The sequence below is a fragment of the Oscillochloris sp. ZM17-4 genome (assembly GCF_019599295.1).
In the GTDB taxonomy this organism is placed as follows: domain Bacteria; phylum Chloroflexota; class Chloroflexia; order Chloroflexales; family Chloroflexaceae; genus Oscillochloris.
This window is the reverse complement of the sequence record NZ_JAIEWN010000005.1, coordinates 138,763-157,003: the sequence shown is the minus strand read 5'-3', so window position 1 is coordinate 157,003 and position 18,241 is coordinate 138,763. Positions and strand designations below refer to the sequence as shown.

Below are 18,241 nucleotides of genomic sequence, written 5' to 3'. Positions count from 1 at the left end.
CCTCCCTGGCCCTCTCCCGCCGCTGCCTACCGCACCACAATCGGCAGGAACACCGTGAAGCCGCCCTGCGCCGCCTCTTGAGCCTCCCATGGGTCCGTCTCGGCCGCAAGCGGGTTGCCCGCATCGTCGGTGGCCGGCAGCGGGCAGATGATGATGTCCTCGGCGGGGGCGGCCGTGTGCAGGGAGACCGGGATGACCTCGGCCACCGCAGCCGCGGCCGCGACGGCGCCCTGGATGTTGCCGAATCGCGCCCAGACCGCCTGGCCCGGCTCGACCGTCACCTGGTAGCAGGGCTGGCCGCTGCCGGCCGGGGTGACGTTGGCCCAGCCGGCCATCAGCGTCTCGCAGACCTGGTAGTCGCCGGGGGGCAGGTTGCGGAAGAAGGCCCGGCCCTCGCCATTGGTCGTCTGGGTCTGGGTCTGGAGCGTGCGCAGGCTGGTGATCTGCATCTGCCAGCCGGCCAGCCACGCGTCGCCCCGGTCGCGCTGACCGTTGTGGTTATGGTCGTCGTAGGCCCCGGCCACGATCTCGCCGTTGCGCTGGGTGACGAAGGTGCAGCTGATGTTCGCCCCGGCGGCGGCGTTGATCAGGATCTGGTTCTGGGCCAGGTCGGCGATGCTGCCCTGCGGCGGGCTGCAGAAGATGTTGGCGTTCGACCAGGCCGCCGACAGCTGCTCCGTCACCGTGTAGGTGCCCCCCGGCACGCTGAAGCTCTTGCTGCTGCTGAAGGGGTCGCTGTCCTGCGGGGTGATGTCGTCGAGCTTGAAGCTGCCCAGGCTCCCGCCGAAGCGGAAGTTGGTTCGGCTGTCGGGCTGGGTGTCGAGCACAATCGTGATCGTGGCCGGGGCGTCGCTGGGCGTGGCGCTCACCAGGTCGCTGGCGTCGCTGAGCAGGTCGCTCTGCTGCTCGCCATGCTTGGGCGTGAAGCTGCGCAGCGTGAAGGTGTAGCTCTGGCCGAGGGTCAGGCCGGTCACGGTGAAGCTGGTGGCGCTCTTGTCGGCGGTGTGGCCCGCCGAGCTGAACGCCCCGCCCGACGTGGGCATGGCCAGCACATCGTAGTAGCCGCCGTCGCCGCTGTAGGTGATCGGCTGCCAGCTCAGGGCCACGCTGGTGGCGGACAGCGCCCTGGCCTGGAGGCCCGTCGGCGGCACGGTCTGGGTGCCGGCCCAGGCCGGCTGGAGGGCGCTGAGGAAGCTCAGCAGGGCCGGGTCGCTCGCCGTGAGCATGTTGTGGCTCAGGTCGAGGGTGGTCAGGTGCTGGGATAGGCCGGCGAGCTGGGGCGGGATCGCGCCGCGCAGCCGGTTATTCTGCAGGCGCAGGGTCTGGAGCTTCGCCAGCCCGCCCAGGGTGACAGGGATGGTCTGGTCGAGCTGGTTCGCGTGCAGGTCGAGGGTCTGCAGGCTGGCCAGGCCGCCGAGCTCGAAGGGGATGGGGCCAGTGATCTTGTTGGCCGAGAGGTCGAGCACGGCCAGCTGAGGTAGGCTGCCGAGGGCTGGCGAGATTGTGCCAGACAGGCCATTGCCGCCCAAGTAGAGCCCGAAGACATGGCCGTTGGCGCAGAGCACGCCATGCCATGAGCATGGCGTATTGGATTGGAGCCAGCCGGTGGTATTGCTCCAGTGCGGGCCAGCGGCCTGGAGAAAAAAATCGAGCAGTGCGTTGCACTCGGCGCCCGGGATCTCGCTCACACCGTCGCAGCTGAAGATCAGGGCGCCAATCTCGCTGGGTGATAGGGCGTGATCGTAGATCCGCAGATCGTCGATGCTGCCATCCAGCGGCGCGGTCGCGCTGCTGACGCTGACGCCGGCGCCTTGCAGCAGGGCGGGGGAGCCGTCGAAGCTATTAAGCAGCTGGCCGTTGACGTACGCCGCCATGCCATTCGGGCCGTAGGTGGCCGCGACGTGGTAATAGGCGCCGGGCTGGATGCCGCGGAAGAAGATGGCCCGCGAGGTGTTGCTGGCATAGGTCAGGAACTCAAAATAGTCCCCCGACCCCAGGTCTCGGCCAAAGCTGACGCTGGCCTTATTGTTGATCGCCACCAGGTCGATTGGCCCCTGCGTCAGCGTGTTTGCGCGCAGCCAGAAGGCGATCGTGAACTGCTGGAGGCCGTCGATGTTCGTGCCGGGGGCCGTCGCGTAGCTATTTGCGGCCGGAACCGAGAGCAGCGCCGTGGTGCTCGCCGAGCGGGTCGGGGCGACCACGCTGGTCAGGCCCATCCCGTCGGCGAAGGTCATGGTGTTGCCGCTGCCTGAGCGGTCGGCCTCGGCGCTGCCGCGCTCGAAGGGCCAGTAGCCAACCAGCCCGTCGACCGTCTGGGCCTGAGCGGGAATGGGCCGCGAGAGGCCGAGCGGCAGGGCGAGCAGGGCGAGCAGGGCGATGAGCGGCATATATCTCTGCATTGGGGATCTCCTGTCTAACCGCGTGACTGGCCAAGCCTACCGCGCGGGCGACGAGAGAGCGACGAGAGAACGACGAGAGGGCGTCGGCGGCACAAATCGCGCTATACTGAAGTGCCTGGGTGCCTGCATGAATGGAGACCCGTCGCCATGCTCTCGATCAACCTGCTGGGCAGCCCGGCAGTGATGCTGGACGAGGCCCCCGTGCGCGGCTTCGTCTCGGGCAAGGCGGCGGCCCTGCTCTACTACCTTGCGGCCACCGGCCGCCCGCACGCCCGCGAGTCGCTGGCCGGCCTGCTCTGGCCGGATGCGCCCCGCGACCGGGCGGGCCGCAACCTGCGCGATGTGCTCTCGAACCTGCGCCGCCTGGTCGGCCCCTGGCTGGAGATCGGCCGCCAGAGCGTCGCCCTCAGCGCCGACGCGGGCGTCGCCGTCGACTGTCGGCTCTTTGAGCGGGCCATCCTGGCCGGCGAGCGGACGCTCTCGGCGAGCGACGGGGCCGCCCACCTGCGCGCGGCGGTCGGCCGCTACGGGGGTGAGTTCCTGGCCGGCTTCGCGCTCGCCGACGCGCCCGAGTTCGACACCTGGGCCACCGCCGAGCGCGAGCGCCTGCGCCAGCTGGCCATGGGCGCGCTGCTGCGGCTGGCCTCGCACGCCGGCCACCAGGGCGAATACCTGGAGGGGGCCGACCTGCTCGCCCGGCTGCTGGCCCTCGACCCGACCCGCGAGGAGGCCCACCGCCAGCTCATGCTGCTGCTGGCCCTCGACGGGCAGCGCGGCGCGGCCCTGGCCCAGTACGCCGCCTGCCAGCGCATCCTTCGCGAGGAGCTGGGCGTCGACCCAGACGAGGCCACCGAGGCGCTGCACCGGCGCATCCTCGACGGCGAGCTGGTGATCGAGCGGGCCGCGCCGGCGCAGCACCGCCCGATCTCCACCATCCCCGCGCCGCTGACCACGCTGCTTGGGCGCGATGCGGAGGCCGCGCAGGCCCTCGCCTGCCTGGGCGCGCCCGGCTGCCGCCTGCTCAGCATCATCGGCCCCGGCGGGGTCGGCAAGACCTGCCTGGCCCTGCATGTGGCCCAGCAGCTGCTGGCCGCCAGCCGGCGCGGCGCGGCCTTCGCCGACGGCCTGGCCTTCGTCGGGCTGGCGCCCGTGCTGGCCGGCCCGACGGACGAGAGCGCCGGGCCGATCCTGGCCGCCCGCGTCGCCGAGGCCCTCGGCTTCACCTTCGCCGGCCCCGAGCCGCCCATGGCCCAGCTCGCCCGGCACCTGCGCGAGAAGGCCCTGCTGCTCGTGCTCGACAACTGCGAGCACCTCCCGGTCGCCGGCTTCGTCGTCGAGCTGCTGGAGCAGGCGTCGTCGCTCGCGATTATGGTCACTTCGCGCCGCCGCCTGAACCTGGGCGGCGAGCAGATCGTGGAGCTTGAGGGGCTGGCCTTCCCCAGCGGCCCGCTGGCCGAGTCGCGGGTGATGTTGGAGGGCTACCCGGCGATCGAGCTGTTCCGCCAGACCGCCCGCGCCGTCAACCCGCGCCTGGCCTGGACGGGCGTGGCGGCGGCGGCGGCGGCCCGGATCTGCCGGCTGGTCTCCGGGCTGCCCCTGGCGATCGACCTGGCCGCCCGCCTGGCCCGGCTCATGCCGGTGGAGGAGATCGCCGACGGGATCGCGGCGAGCCTGGAGTTTCTCCAGAGCTCGCGGCGGGATCTGCCCGAGCGCCACCGCAGCCTGCGCGCGGTCTTCGACCACTCCTGGGAGCTGCTCGGCCAGGCCGAGCGGCGCGCGCTCCAGCAGCTGGCGGTCTTCCCGGCCAGCTTCGCGCGCGAGGCGGCGGCGCAGGTGGCCGACGCCGGCCTGCCCCTGCTGGCCGAGCTGGTCGACAACTCGCTGGTGCGCCAGAGCGCCGGGCGCTATGAGCTGCTTGAGCCGGTGCGCCAGTATGCCGCCGAGCAGCTTGGCGCGGGCGCGGAGCGGGCCGCCGTCGAGGAGCGGCACACGCGCTACTACCTCGGCACGCTGGCCGCGCGCGGGGCCGAGCTGCGCGGGGCCAGCCAGCAGGCGGCCGCCGAGGCGATCCTCCGTGAGATCGAGCATATCCGCGCGGCCTGGCGCTACGCGGCGGATCGGCGCATGGCCGACCTGATCGGCCGGGCGGCCGAGGCGCTCTTCTTCTTCTGCGAGATGCGCAGCTGGTTCCGCGAGGGCGGCGATGCCTTCGCCCGCGCGGCGGGGGCGCTCGCCGACGCGCCCGGCCCGGCCGAGCGGCTGGTCTGGGGCAGGCTGCTGGCCTACCAGGGCTGGTGCAGCTTCCAGATCGGCCGGCAGGCCGAGGCCCGCGCCATGCTGCGCCAGAGCCTGGCCGCGCTGCGGCCGCTCGGCGTTGAGGGCGAGCTGGCGCTCCCGCTCAACTACCTGGCCGCCCTGGCCTACTACAGCGGCGACTACGCCGAGGCCGAGCAGACCGTCGCCGAGGCCCTGCGGGTCAGCCAGGCCGCCGGCCTGCGCCACGGCGCGGCGGTGGCGCTGACCATCTTCGGCCAGATCGCCGCCCTGGTCGGCGACTACGCCGAGGCCCGGCGCTACTCTGAGGCGAGCCTGGCGATCGAGCGCGAGCTGGGCAACCGCTGGGGCATGGCCTTCCCGCTGATCAGCCTGGGCCGGGTTGCCCAGCTCACCGGCGCCCACCGCGAGGCCCGGCGCTGCTTCCAGGAGGCGCTGGCCATCCGCCAGGCCTTCGGCGACTCGCGCGGGATCGCGCTCTGCCTGCGCGATCTGGGGGCGACTGCGGCGGCCATGGCCGACTACGCCGAGGCCAGCTGGTTCTACCGCGAGGCGCTGGCCCTCTTCCAGGCGATCGGCAACCAGGCCGGGATCGTCGCGACGCTCAGCGATATTGGCTCGAACGCCCTGGCCCAGGGCGAGCCCGAGCGCGCGGCAGAGTCGTTCCGCAGGGCGCTGGAGGCGGCCTGGCAGACGCGGGCCGCGCCGCGCATCCTGGGCGTGCTGGTGGCCATGGCCGCCGGGCTGGCCGAGGGCGACCCGCCCCGCGCCGCCGGGCTGGCCGGCCTGGCCCGCGCGCACCCGGCGGCCACCCAGGAGATCCGCGACCGCGCCGAGGCTCTGCTCAGCCAGCTCGCGCTGCCGGCCGAGCCTGGGCCGCCGCCCAACCTGGAGGATGCCGTGCGCGAGCTGCTGGGCTAGGCGATCATCATGGGCTGGGCTGGGCGGCTTGTCGCTCCACCCGAATGCTACTTCTGGTGAGGATATGACAGGAACTGAGATACCGACCGCAGCGCCCGACGATAGCCTGGCCGGCGACCCCTACCGCCCGCGCTTCCACCTCGGCCTGCGGGTGCGGGTCGGCGCCGGCGAGCAGACCACCGTTGCTCAGCCTGGAGGCGTGGCGGCTGGGGCGTAGATACGCTCCAGGGTGCAGCCCGATGGCCGACAGCGCGCGCTGTCGGCCATCGGGCTGGCGGCAAGATTGTGTGCGAGGGGGCTTATTCTGAGCTGATCGGGTTGCCGCAGCGCTCGCAGAACCGGCCGCCGAGGTTGAGGGCGTTGCCGCAGTGCATACAGTATTTACTCGCCGTGGTCTCCCCGTCGCGCGCATCGCGGTACGCCTTCACATTCGACCCAAGCTGCGCGGTGAGAGATTAAATCTACCGGACGGCCAGCGGCAGATACACCTTCTGCATATCCGCCTGGATGTCTGCTGATAATGCCACCGGAACGCCAGCCTTGATTGTCGCCGAAAGATTGCCCGCCGCGTCGCGGAACTGCACGTAGAAGGCCGTGTCGAGCGACCCCTGAACGTACTGCGAGAACGGCTGCCAGACATCGCTCGGCTGCTGGGCAGTCCAGACCCGCATATCAGTCACCGTGCCGGCGCTGCTCTGCGCGGCGAGCTCTAGCGTCACCGTCGAGTCGATGATGGTGTAGATATCGAGTGCGCCGGTGACAACCTCGCCCGCTGTTGGCTGTGGGGCCGCCAGCGGCGGCGGTGCCGCCTGGAGATCGGCGCTCACAAGCGCGGGCGTCCCGCTGAACAGGCGCAGGCTGTACGGCTTCAGCCCATAGTTGTTGTATGTCGACCAGAAGGCCAGGGTGTCGCTGAGCTTGTTGTTCGCACCGCTCCGTAGGCCAGGGTCATTCACCCGATAGTTGCTCGGGTTGCCCCCGCTGCCGCCGAGCACCACGATGAAGTGCGAGTTGCCTGTGGCGCTGTTGTGCAGCTCCATGATCACTGGCCGAGTCTGCAGCTCCTGGTCGAGGCGCGCGTAGAGTGCAGTTTGCGAGCTAAAGACCGGCCAATCCCGAAATGCGACCTTATTGCCGCTACAGGTTCCTAGAGTAGAGCTATACCAGTGCATCCGACAGGCATCGCCGCCCATGCAGGTATTGAGCGTCCCCGGGTTCTGGTTGGCCCCGTAGAACTGGAAGATCATGGCCAGCGAGGTGAGCGCGCAGCCCACATTGCCGATCGTGTTAGCACATGCGCCGATCCGATTGCCGCTCCACTGCGGGTCGCCCTGCCGGTAGTAGGGGACCTTCCAGTTCCCTGTGACCGGCGTCGGCGGCGGCGGGGGCTGCACGATCGGCGTGACAGGCACCGGGTTGGCGATTGTCACCGCCCGGCTCATGCTGCTCCACTGGCCGGTGACGGTGCTGTGGTAGCGCACCTGGAGCGTGGCCGGGCCGTTAGTTATCCGCTTTGTATCGAGCGTATAGCTGTAGCCCGCGCCGGTGTAGCGCGAGTCGCTGTAGGCTGCGGCCACGTCGGCGCGGGCCTGGCCGTAGCTCGCCGCGCCGAGCAGCGTCGCACCGCTGTAGATCTGCACCTGATCGATGTCTGTCCCGCCCCACGCCGCAGCGTCGATCGCCCACCCGCTCACGGTGACGGTGCCCTGGATCGACGCCCCACTCGCCGGGGCATCGATCACCCCAGCCGGCGCGCTGACCGTCTGCCGCTGCGGGGTCGAGATCGCGCCGAGGCCAGTGACGCACACGGAGTAGCGCGCCGCACGGGCCATGAAATCCGCCTCTGCGAGCGGTGTCTCGGTGGCGAAGGCATAGATCGTGAAGCACTCGCCCGGCACCGCCCCGGTCACGGCCCGCCAGGAGCCGGACACGCCAACCGGACACTTGATGGCGCGTAGAAAGATCTGGCTGAGGAAGACGCCGGCCTGCTCGGAGCGAAGCTGGAAGTTCGCCACATCGGCGCAGGCGGCGACCGCAATATCGGTCTTGCCAGAGGCGACGAGCGGGTAGAAGCCAACATCCGAGAGGGTGGAGAGCGGCCCCCCCGGCTCGCTGGCCCTGGTCGGCGCGGGGGGCGCTGCGAGCAGCAGCGGCAGCAGCAGCGCGATCAGCAGCGAGAGGCGGGCGCAGGCGCGGGCGCTGCCGCCAGTGCCGCTACCAGGATCATCGGACAGGGCGCGGGCGGAGGGCGCGGGGATTCGGGGGGGATGACGCATCGCGGTGCTCCTTCGATGGATGTGGGGGTGATATGCGGCGATCCGCATGCCACCCGTTGACCCACCTGCGAGCGCATGCGATAATCGCTTCTACGACCATAGCACGCACACGAGCGCGAGGGTTGCACTTTTGAGCAATGCGCCAGATAGCTTAAAGCACGACCTGGCCTTCGACCGGCTGCTGCACTTCTTCTTCGCCCTGGGCCTGTACCACGAGATCCGCACCTACGACGATCTGGCACGAGCGGTGGGCGTGTCGCGGCGGACGATCACCGGGTGGTTCTCCGGCAGCCACCGGCCCCTCTCGCCGGAGATTGTCATCCGCCTGGCCCGCGCCCTCGGCCTGATGAAGATGGAGGCCGATCTCCTGCTCTATGCGATCAGCCCGGCTTGGGTGCGCTACGGCACGCCGCCCGATGTTCTAGAGGCATTCACGATGCTCCAGTATCGTGAGTATAAAATCACCAGCCCCATCGCCACATCAGCCGTGCCACCGACCATCGCCGAGATCGAGCAGAGCTGGACAGTTGCCTTCGCAGAGACATTCCAGAGCAATCATCATAACTGGGGGCTTGGGTATAAGGACGATGGGGTCAGCCGGATCGAGCGTGCGATGCAGGACGGCCAGTTTGTGCTGACGGCGCACAACCGCTTCCACGACACGATCTTTATGGGCGGGGACTCGTCGTGCTTTGCGCCGCCGATCTATTACCTGAGCGTGCGCGCCCAGATTGTCTGCGGCGAGATACACGATGGCGGCTATGCCCTGCTCTTTGAGGAGATCGGCGACAACTGCATGGCGATCTTCCGCATCCGCGATCAGTCCCGTATGGCGGCGGTCTTTCAGACCTTCGATAGCACCGCGTTCCATGTCTATCTGAGCCGCACCCCGGCCCCGGCGATCATCCCCGGCGGCGTGAATAAGCTCGCGATCCTGGCGATCAATGAGGATCACTGGTTCTATGTCAATGGCCAGCTGTCCGGCCAGTGTCGTATCAGCCGCTTCTCGCGCAGCCGGCTTGACCTGGGGGTTGTCGCGGGCGGGGGGCAGACGGTGGTGTGCCACTTCCGCGATTTTTACGTGCGCGTGCCGAGCGCGGCGCAGCGCTACCCCATCTTAGATGAGCTGGACCGCAGCCCCGCCACCTGATTGCAGATTGCAGATTGCAGATTGCAGATTGGGTTCTGCTTCGTACAATCTGCAATCTGCAATCTACAATCTGCAATCCGTAAGCCACCCATCCACCGCCGCGTCAACCTGCTCTGCCGCCTCCCAGTGCGGCAGGTGGCCGGATGTCGGGATCTCTAGCAGGGTGGCGCGGGGCAGGTGCTGCGCCAGCCAGCGCGACTGCGCGATCGGCACGACCGGGTCGCGCGCGCCGGCGACGACCAGGGACGGGCAGGCGACCTGCGCGGCCAGCGGGCGGATGTCGCAGCCGGCCAGGGCGCCCAGCAGGGTGGCGAAGTTGCCGATCTGTGAGCGGCGGTAGTCTGGGTACCAGGTGGGCATGGCGGCGGCGGCGACGGGGTTGCGCGCGTAGGCCGCCGGGTCCCCGCTGTAGAACTGGCCGATGCCCCAGCGCAGGTAGCCGGGCAGCAGCTGGGTGAGCCGGTAGTTCAGCCAGTAGAGCGGGTAGCCGCCGGGAATGCGCATCTGGCGCTGGTAGAGCCCGAGGAAGCCGGCCAGCGGCCCCCAGACCACCGGGGAGATCGCGATTACGCGCGACACAACCTCGGGGAGCATGGCCGCCGCCGCCAGGGCCACCATGCCGCCGGTGGAGTGGCCGACCATGGTGACTCGCCCGCCTCCGGCGATCTCGCGGATCGCGTTGATCTCCAGGTCGAGCAGATCGTCCTGGCAGAGCGCGCGGTAGCCGGGCGGGGCGCTGGCCGGGTAGTGGCCGGGCAGGTCGAGCGTGACGCAGCGGCCGTGGCCCGCCATGCGCGCCACCTCGCGGGTCCAGATCGTGCGGTTGGCCGAGTAGCCGTGGATAAAGATCAGCGTGTGATCGCCCTGGCTGTGCTCCTCCCATGTGAGCGTGTGCCCGCGGTAGGTGATGTTGCGCATCGGTCATGCCAATCTATCTATGTAAGGGCGCAGCAGCGCCGCGATGCTGCGCCCCGACGAGTATCACCAATGATGATCACAGGGTCAGGCCACTAGCATATTCTGCCGTCATTATAAACTACAATCCATAGAGCCCGGTGATAATCAGCGGCGTGATCATCCCCTCGATCAGTGAGCCGAGGGCGATGAGGGGCAGCAGGACGAGCAGCCAGGTCTTGGCGAAGGCGGCGAGCGCCCAGAGCAGGTTCTGGCCGGCGGAGAAGCCGGGCGGCGGGGCCAGCAGGGCCGCGCCGATGCGCAGGCCGAGGGCCGCGCTGAGGATGAAGGTCGGCAGCTCGACGATGCCGTGGGGCAGCACGTAGGCCAGCACAAACTGGAGCGGGCTATCGGCGTCGAGGGCCAGCCAGCTGCCGCCGCGCGCGGCCAGCGTGCTGGCGATGAAGCCGATCTGGCCGAAGGCCACGGCCGGCACCAGGAATGCGAAGATCCCGAAGCTGAGCGCCGAGAAGATATTCGAGAGGATCGACACGCGGATGTTGTTGGCGAAGACGAACAGGGCCAGCCCCGGCGAGGGCTGGGGCGCCTGGCCCAGCCCGGCCAGGGCCTGCTCGAAGGCCGCGATCCGGTAGCGCTCGCCGAGGGCGCCGCCGAGCAGCAGCCCGCCGAGGGCAGCGAGCGCCGCGCAGGCCAGGGGCAGGCGCAGCTCGTAGAGCAGGGCCGGCAGCTCGCGGCTGTAGAAGCGCCGCGCCGAGAAGGGCAGCCCCGCATACTCGCTCGGCCGCGTCCCGGCCGGCCGGTGCTCGCGGTAGAAGGCGAGGTAGGTGTGGAGCACCTGGCGCAGGCTCAGCTCTTCGTGCTCGCGCGAGAGGATCTCCTCGCGGTTGAAGCTCGCCATCCCGCTGCGGATCAGCGCCACGGCGATCACCGCCAGGGCCGCCATCACATACCAGATCAGGTCGAAGCGCTGGGCGATGAAGAGCAGCGCCTGGAGCTGGATGGTCACCGCCGTGGGCACCAGCACCGCCGAGGCCAGCAGCGTCGCCGCGCGGATGCTGCCGGTGTGGCTGGAGATCACCACCGCGCCGGAGACCAGCAGCAGGGTGATCACACAGATCATGAGCGCGACCTGGAGCACGAGGCCGGGGGTCATCGCGAAGAAGTAGAGGGAGGGAAAGATGAGCCGGATGAGATTCAGGAAGACCAGCATGGCCAGCAGGCTGCCGCCCAGCGGCACCAGCAGCGCCGAGAGCAGCTTGCCCGCGTAGAGGCTGCGGTCGGAGATCGGCATTGAGAGCAGCGACTCGAGGCTATTGCGCTCGCGCTCGCCCACAAACGACTCGATCGCGGTGATCAGGGCGAAGCTCGCCGGCACGAAGCCCACCAGCAGCGCGGCGAAGGGCACCAGCCGCCCCAGCAGCGTCGGGTCCTGGATGAAGGTGAGGGCGAAGGACGTCCCGGCCACCAGGCCGGCGGGCAGGGCCACCGTCAGCACGCCCAGCGGGATGAGCACGCGCCAGTCGCTCAGCACCTCGCGCAGCTCGCGGCGCGCTATCAGCGCGATTGCAGATTGCAGATTGGAGATTGCAGATTGGCTGCGCCCTAATCTAAAATCTGCAATCTGCAATCTGAAATTAAGACTGCCCTGGGTCTGCTCGCGTGAGAGGATCTCCTCGCGGCTGAAGGTGGCCATGCCGACGCGGATGAGCAGGGCGGCCAGCGCCATCAGGGCGGCTGCCACCAGCCACAGCTCGCCCCAGCGGCCGTTGATGATCAGCACGGCGGATAGCTGCACCACGAGCGCCGCTGGCAGCAGGATGAAGCTCGACATAAGGTTGGCCGCCCGCAGCGTGGTGATGTGGGACGAGACCACCACCGCGCCCGTCACCATGACCAGCGCCATACCGCCCACGATCAGGAAGAGCAGGCTCAGCCGCGGCAGGGTGATCGCCGCGAAGTAGAGGTCGGGCTGGAAGCCGATCAGCAGGAAGACGAACACCAGCATCGCGATCAGGCTGGACACCAGCGGCGTGAGCAGCGACGAGCAGAGCTTGCCGATGTACAGATCGCTGTCGGAGATCGGCATCGAGAGCAGCGACTCGAGGCTGTTGCGCTCGCGCTCGCCCACGAAGGACTCTAGGGCCGTGATCAGCGAGAAGCTGGCCGGGATGAAGCCCACCAGCAGCGCGGCGAAGGGCATCAGCCTGCCGGCGAGGTTGTCGTCCTCGACAAAGCGGACGACCTGGCTGGCCGCCGCCACCAGCAGCTGGGGGAAGATAAAGGTCAGCAGCAGGATCGGCGCGACGATCCGCCAGTCGCTCAGGGTGTCGCGCACCTCGCGGCGGGTGATCGTGGAGATGGTGGCTATGTTCATAGTAGGGTACAGGGTACAGGGTACAGGGTACAGGGTCAATGATCTGTGCTGAGCGGTGAGAACTGCGGTTCGGGCTGGCCACCAGCTACCATTTCAGGATGTGCGACTGTTCCCTGTTCCCTGTCCCCTGTCCCCTGCTCAGAGACGATGCGCAGGTAGACATCTTCAAGGCGCTGGGGCACCTCGGCCAGGGCCATCACAGGCAGGCCGGTGGATGCGAGGCGGGCGAGGACCTGCGGGTTGATCAGGTTTGGCTCGGGGCAGCGGTAGCGGAGGGCGTGCTCGTTCTGCTCCTCGATGGCGACGAGTCCATCGAGCAGGGGCGCGGCGGAGCTGGCCGGGAAGGGCGCAGAGAGGCGCAGCTCGTAGAGCGGCGCGCCGAGCAGCTGGCGGGTGAGCTCGGCGATCGTGCCCTGGGCGATGATCTGGCCGCTGCGGATGATCGCGATCCGGTCGGCCAGCACCTCGGCCTCGCTGAGGTTGTGGGTGGTCAGCAGGATCGAGCGGTCGGCGGCGCGCAGCTCGCCGATCGCGTCGCGCACCGTGCGGGCGCTCTGCGGGTCCATCGCCGTGGTCGGCTCGTCCAGGAAGAGCACGGGCGGGTCGTGGATCAGGGCGCGGACGAGGGCGATCTTCTGCTTCATGCCCTTGGAGTAGCCGTCGAGCTTGCGCCCGCGGGCGTCCCAGAGGCCGAACTGGCGCAGCAGCAGCTCGGCCCGCGCGTGGCGGGCCTGCGCGCTCAGGCCGAGCAGCGAGCCGAAGAAGTCGAGGTACTCCATGGCGGCCATGCGCCCGTAGAGGCCGGGGTACTCGGTGAGGAGCCCGACCTTGCCGCGCACCGCCTGGGCGTCGGTCACCACATCCAGGCCGCAGATGCGGGCGTGGCCGCCGCTGGGCTTGAGGATGGCGCCGAGCATGCGGACGGTGGTGGTCTTGCCGGCGCCATTCGGCCCGAGCAGCGCCAGCAGCTCGCCGGGCTGGATGTTGAGGTCGATCGCGCGGACGGCCTGGAAGGCGCCGAACTGCTTGCTGAGCTGGAAGGCTTCGATCATCGACGGGCTCCTGTTGGGGCGCAGCAGGCTTTGCATGCTGCGCCCTTACCATATCGTGCCCTAGCATTGTAGCGAGTCGCTGTATCTCACGCCAGCCCGCAGGTGTTGGCGGCGACGCACCTGAGTGCGCGGCCAGCGCTGCCGATAAATCCGATAGTGGGAGGGGAAGCAATATGTTACAATTTAAGGAAGGTACGACTTTCTTATTGGTTTGGCCAGTTCTTTTGATTACCGCACAGGAGGCGGCAGATGCTTATCAAGGTTGAGATCAACGACGAGGTCGTCGAGGCGCAGCTCGGCGAGCGGCTGCTGGATATCGCCCGCCGCAACGCCTCACATATCGGGTTCTACTGCGACGGGAACGGGCTCTGCACGATGTGCGAGTGTAAGGTGCTCAGCGGCGCCGATCAGCTCAACCCGCCGAATGCGACGGAGCACGTCTGGCTGAGCGAGGAGCGGCTGGCCGACGGCTACCGCCTCGGCTGTCAGGCGGCCCTGCGCGGCGCCAAGCCGGTGCAGGTGCTGACCCGCGCCGAGGAGATGCGCCGTCAGTTCAACGCGGTCATGGCCCCGCCCGCCGGCACAAACGCCGCCGATAACCTGCGCCCGCTGCTGGCCAATATCGCCGCCGTGAACTGGCAGCATATCGGCAGGTGGCCCTTCAACCTGCTGTCGAGCATGCGCCGACTCGGCCTGCTCACCGTGCTCTGGCCGGTCACTGACATGAAGCAGCTGATCGACGATACGGTGCGGATCACGCGGCGGCAGAGCGCCCCCGAGCGGGCGCTCAGCGCGCCGCCGAAGGCGCTTCCCGCCCCCAACGACCAGGCCTAGCGAGCACTTCTTTGTGGGGGTGCGGGGGCGGCTTCGCCGCCCCCGCAGTAGTTTTGTATCGTGGTTGGGCGGCGAAGCCGCCCAACCACGATACAAAACCGGGTCTGGGGCGAAGCCCCAGGACTTGGCAGGAGCCCTGGCAGGATTGGGCCGCAGCGCCGCATGCGCGCCACATTGTGCTACAATGTGGCGCTTTGTGTTCACCCTATCACAGCGCTGTCGCAGGCACCGATACGCTCGCGCTGCAATCTGCAATCTGCAATCTGCAATCTGCACTAGCCACTGATGCTCCCACGACGACTGCTGCTCGGCGCCGCGATCTTCTGTGTCCTCGTCGGCGTCCTGGGCGTGCTGATCTCCATACAGCAGCGGGTTGATCGCTGCGCCTATGTGCCTCTGCTCGCCGATGAGCTGCTCCCCAACGCCAACCTCTCCGCCCCCGGCGATGTCCCCGGCCTGCCGGCCGGCTGGGCCCGCGCGGCCGGCGGCGTGCAGCTGCGCGGCCCCGCCGTCGATGGCGAGGGCTTCGAGCTCGATGGCGATGGCCGCGCCCTCCAGCTGATCGGCATCGCCAACTATGTCCAGACCCCGCCCATCCCCGTCGCCCCCGGCCGGCGCTACTGCTTCAGCGGCTCCGCCCTGACCGACTCGCCCCTCGGCTCGACCGCCCGCGCCCGCCTGGTCTTCCGCTGGGCCGACGCCGATGGCCAGGCGCTTCCTGAGGCCACAACCGGCTGGCAGCCGGTGCGCCTCTGGACGCCCGCCACCCGCAACTGGTCGCCGCTCCAGGGCAGCGCCGTGGCCCCCGCCGGCGCCGCCTCCCTTGCCGTGCGCGTCGAGCCGGCCTCCGACGACCGGATCTACCTCGACGCCATGCACGTGCGGAGGGGCGGCGACGCGCTGATCGAGGATCATTTTGCCGATGTCTATGTGCCGTTTGACTTCCCAAGGGTGAACTCCTGGCCGGGCGGGCGCCGCGCCGCCGTGGCCTTCACCTTCGACTGGGAGACGGCCATGGGCGGGCTGGTCCACTCGCGCTCGGTGGGCGACCCGAACTTCGACAAGGACCCGCTGGCCCGCGGGCTGCGTATGCGTGAGGGCATCACCACCACCGTGGCGATCTTCCAGCAGTACGATGTGCGGGCCACCTACTTCGCCACCGGCTATAACTTCCTGCTCGGCAACCCCGAGCGCCGGCTCTTTATGAATGACCCGACCTTCGCCTGGGCCACGAAGGCCAACGGCTGGGTCTCCGAGCGCTGGACGACGACGCCCTGGTTCGCCGACGACCCCTACGGGACGATCCAGTCCGACCCGGCCTGGTACTTTGGCGACCTGGTGCCCCAGCTGCTCGGCGCGGGCCACGAGATCCAGAGCCACACCTTCAGCCACTTCTTCGGCGGCTATGTGGACGCGGCCACCTGGCAGGCCGACCTGACGACCTGGGACGCCGTCGCCGCCGAGCGCGGCGTGCCGCCCGCCCGCGCCATCGCCTTCCCCTGGAGCAGCAGCTCGGGCATCAGCGATAGCGACTGGGACGCCATCGAGGCCGCCGGGGTCAGCGCCGTCACCCGCCTGAGCGACCAGGCCCAGTACAATCTCTTCCCCGTGGACGGCTCCGGGCTGGTGGCCGACTCGCGCTGTCGCTGGCTGCCCGGCCGCGAGGGCCGCATCCTGGCCTGCCCGGACTTCTACCTCAAGCCCGATCGGGCCGACCTGGCCATCCAGCAGATCGCGCGGGCTGTCGCCCAGGGCGGCATGATCGACATCTGGGCGCACACCGAAGAGGTCACCTCGCCCGCGCAGATCGCCGCCTGGACGCAGGTGGTGCGCTATGCCGCCGAGGACCCGGCGGTCTGGGTCGCGCCCTTCACGCAGATCGCCGACTGGCAGCGCGGCGTGGAGCAGGTGCAGATCCACCTGCTTTCTGACGGGGTCTACGAGGTGCGCAACCGCAGCCAGCTGGATCTGGCCGGCCTGAGCATCGAGCTGCCCCCCGGCGCGCGCAGGGCCAGCCTGAGCGGCGACGACCTGGCCATCAGCGACGGGCGGGTGACGATCGACCTGGGGGCGGGGCAGTCGGCAGAATTAAGAATGTTAAATTGAAAATGTTGAATGAGCAAGAGTGAGGATATCTATGTCAAGCGCCGCAGATAAGCGCGATTCCCGATTGGCGTCGCTGCATTCAACATTCACTATTCTTAATTCAACATTGCTGGGCATGCGGCTCTGGCACTGGCTCTGGGTGCTGCTCTGCGTCGCGGGCGCCCTGGCCGTGGCCGCGCCGCGGGTGCTCTCGCAGCCGGTGGTCTACTACGCCACCGCCCAGACCCAGTTTGACGTGGCGCGCTACGGCGGGCTCTACAGCCCGGTCGCCCCTGGCCGCACCGGCCTGGACGTGGCTATGGGCGATGCGCTGGAGGTGCTGCGGCAGGACGCCCTCGCCCGCCGCGAGCTGCGCTTTGGCCTGCCGAGCTTCCAGGTGACGTACATCCCCGCCGCCGAGGGGACGGTGCTGGTGCGCGGGGTCGCCACCACCGCCGCCGAGGCCCAGGCGCTGGCCGACGCCGGCGCCGCTGAGCTGGTCCGCCAGGTGCGCGCCGCCGGCGGGCGCGAGATCCTGCGCAATATGCTCGGCTGGGAGCTCTGGCTCTCGCTCGACCAGCGCGACGCCGCGCTCGGCCCCTTCGACCTGCTGCTGCGCGAGATCATCCGCACCCAGGCCTTCCCCATGTCGCGCGAGCTGGAGCCTGTCTCGACCCCGCGCGATGTGGCGTCTATGCCCCGCGAGGAGCAGCTGGATATGGCCCGCGCGCTGGAGGCGCGCTACGACCTCTGGCGCTTCGCGATCAACACGCGCAACGCGACGCTGGACGCTCTCTGCGCCAGCGCGGGCCTGCCAGCCCGCGAGCAGGCGCTGGCCAGCTGCGCCGATACCAGCCCGCAGGCCAGCGCCGAGCTCGACGAGCGCGACCGCTCGGTCGCTCGCCTGCGCGCGATCGACGCCGCGCTCCAGTACATGATCAGGGAGCAGGGGGCGGCCTTCCACGTGGACGCGCCCGGCGCGGCCCAGCGGGTGATGGCCGCGCTGCCCGCCGCCCCCGAGCCGCGCTACATCCCCCAGCTGATCGCCCTGGCCGCCCTCTTCGGCCTGGCCTTCGGCGCCGCCGGAGTCGCGGTGGACCGCAGCGCCCACCTGATGGCCAAGGCCGAGGAGCTCTGGCGCTACCGCGAGCTTATCCGCAACCTGGTGCTGCGCGACCTGCGCGCCCGCTATAAGGGCAGCGCCCTTGGCTACCTGTGGACCCAGCTGGCCCCGCTGGGCATGATGCTCGTCTACGTGCTGGTCTTCAGCGTGCTGATGCCGGTCGGCGTAGCCCAGTTCCCGGTCTTCATCATCGTCGGCCTGCTGCCCTGGAACTACACCGCCGAGGCGGTGATGAGCGGCACCCGCAGCATCATCGACAACTCCGCCCTGATCAAGAAGGTCTACTTCCCGCGCGAGGTGCTGCCCCTGGTGAGCGTTTTATCGAGCCTGACGAACTTTGTGCTCTCGCTGCCGATGATGTTCGTGGTGATGGCGCTGATCCAGCTGATGACTATGGGCCGCCTGAACCTGGCCTGGAGCATCGCCTACCTGCCGGTGCTGATCGTCGTCCAGACGGTGATGCTGGCCGGGATCTCGATGCTCCTCGGCGCGGTGGCGGTCTTCTTCCGCGATGTCGTCCATCTGGTGGGGATCGTGGTGAACATCTGGTTCTTCCTGACCCCGGTGATCTACCCGCTGAGCAACTTCGGCGACGGCGTCGCCGTGCGCCTGCTGCGCTGGCTCAACCCGATGGCCTCGCTGATCGAGTTCTACCGCGAGTCGCTCTACGGGGCGGCCGTGGCGGTGGGCCAGATCCCGACCCCGGGCGTGCCCGCCCTCTCAAGCCTGCTGCGCGTCGGCGTGACGGCCCTGGTCGTCCTGGTGGCCGGCTACTGGGTCTTCGAGCGCACCAGCGGGCGGTTTGGGGAGGAGATCTGAGGGGACAGGGGACAGGGGA

Annotated in this window: 11 protein-coding genes; 6 read left to right on the top strand and 5 right to left on the bottom strand. The window is 69.2% G+C overall.

Features of this window, described 5'->3' with window-relative positions:
- Positions 1 to 26 precede the first annotated feature (26 nt).
- Complete coding sequence (locus tag K2Z83_RS06610; protein ID WP_220594375.1) at positions 27 to 2,399, bottom strand: LamG-like jellyroll fold domain-containing protein; 2,373 nt, start codon at positions 2,397 to 2,399, stop codon at positions 27 to 29.
- 147 nt (positions 2,400 to 2,546) lie between these two features.
- Between K2Z83_RS06610 and K2Z83_RS06605 the strand changes: the two genes are divergently transcribed.
- Positions 2,547 to 5,594 carry a BTAD domain-containing putative transcriptional regulator gene (locus K2Z83_RS06605; RefSeq protein ID WP_220594374.1) on the top strand — a complete coding sequence of 1,016 codons (3,048 nt, stop codon included), beginning with the start codon at positions 2,547 to 2,549 and terminating at the stop codon, positions 5,592 to 5,594.
- A gap of 64 nt (positions 5,595 to 5,658) precedes the next feature.
- On the top strand, positions 5,659 to 5,811 hold the full coding sequence (locus K2Z83_RS06600; RefSeq protein WP_220594373.1) for a hypothetical protein: 153 nt from the start codon (positions 5,659 to 5,661) through the stop codon (positions 5,809 to 5,811).
- A gap of 244 nt (positions 5,812 to 6,055) precedes the next feature.
- Here the strand turns inward: K2Z83_RS06600 and K2Z83_RS06595 are convergent, their stop codons facing one another.
- Positions 6,056 to 7,870, bottom strand: a complete 1,815-nt coding sequence (locus K2Z83_RS06595) for a C39 family peptidase (RefSeq protein ID WP_220594372.1) — start codon at positions 7,868 to 7,870, stop codon at positions 6,056 to 6,058.
- Between the two features lie 130 nt (positions 7,871 to 8,000).
- Here K2Z83_RS06595 and K2Z83_RS06590 point away from each other — a divergent pair, with 130 nt between their 5' ends.
- Complete coding sequence (locus K2Z83_RS06590; protein WP_220594371.1) at positions 8,001 to 9,020, top strand: helix-turn-helix transcriptional regulator; 1,020 nt, start codon at positions 8,001 to 8,003, stop codon at positions 9,018 to 9,020.
- Between the two features lie 63 nt (positions 9,021 to 9,083).
- On the opposite strand, the gene K2Z83_RS06585 is transcribed toward K2Z83_RS06590, so the two are convergent.
- The 3 genes from K2Z83_RS06585 to K2Z83_RS06575 form a co-directional block, all read right to left on the bottom strand.
- Positions 9,084 to 9,938, bottom strand: coding sequence for an alpha/beta fold hydrolase (locus tag K2Z83_RS06585; protein WP_220594370.1), 855 nt, complete (start codon positions 9,936 to 9,938; stop codon positions 9,084 to 9,086).
- Positions 9,939 to 10,056: 118 nt separating this feature from the next.
- Entirely contained in the window at positions 10,057 to 12,309 is a 2,253-nt protein-coding gene (locus K2Z83_RS06580; protein ID WP_220594369.1) for an ABC transporter permease subunit, read from the bottom strand.
- A 35-nt stretch (positions 12,310 to 12,344) separates the two neighbouring features.
- Positions 12,345 to 13,361 carry an ABC transporter ATP-binding protein gene (locus K2Z83_RS06575; RefSeq protein ID WP_220594368.1) on the bottom strand — a complete coding sequence of 339 codons (1,017 nt, stop codon included), beginning with the start codon at positions 13,359 to 13,361 and terminating at the stop codon, positions 12,345 to 12,347.
- Between the two features lie 249 nt (positions 13,362 to 13,610).
- Here K2Z83_RS06575 and K2Z83_RS06570 point away from each other — a divergent pair, with 249 nt between their 5' ends.
- The 3 genes from K2Z83_RS06570 (at position 13,611) to K2Z83_RS06560 (ending at position 18,222) form a co-directional block, all read left to right on the top strand.
- On the top strand, positions 13,611 to 14,195 hold the full coding sequence (locus tag K2Z83_RS06570) for a 2Fe-2S iron-sulfur cluster-binding protein (RefSeq protein WP_220594367.1): 585 nt from the start codon (positions 13,611 to 13,613) through the stop codon (positions 14,193 to 14,195).
- Between the two features lie 285 nt (positions 14,196 to 14,480).
- Positions 14,481 to 16,301, top strand: coding sequence for a polysaccharide deacetylase family protein (locus K2Z83_RS06565; protein WP_220594366.1), 1,821 nt, complete (start codon positions 14,481 to 14,483; stop codon positions 16,299 to 16,301).
- Positions 16,302 to 16,332: 31 nt separating this feature from the next.
- On the top strand, positions 16,333 to 18,222 hold the full coding sequence (locus K2Z83_RS06560) for an ABC transporter permease (protein ID WP_220594365.1): 1,890 nt from the start codon (positions 16,333 to 16,335) through the stop codon (positions 18,220 to 18,222).
- The last annotated feature ends 19 nt before the right edge of the window (positions 18,223 to 18,241 follow it).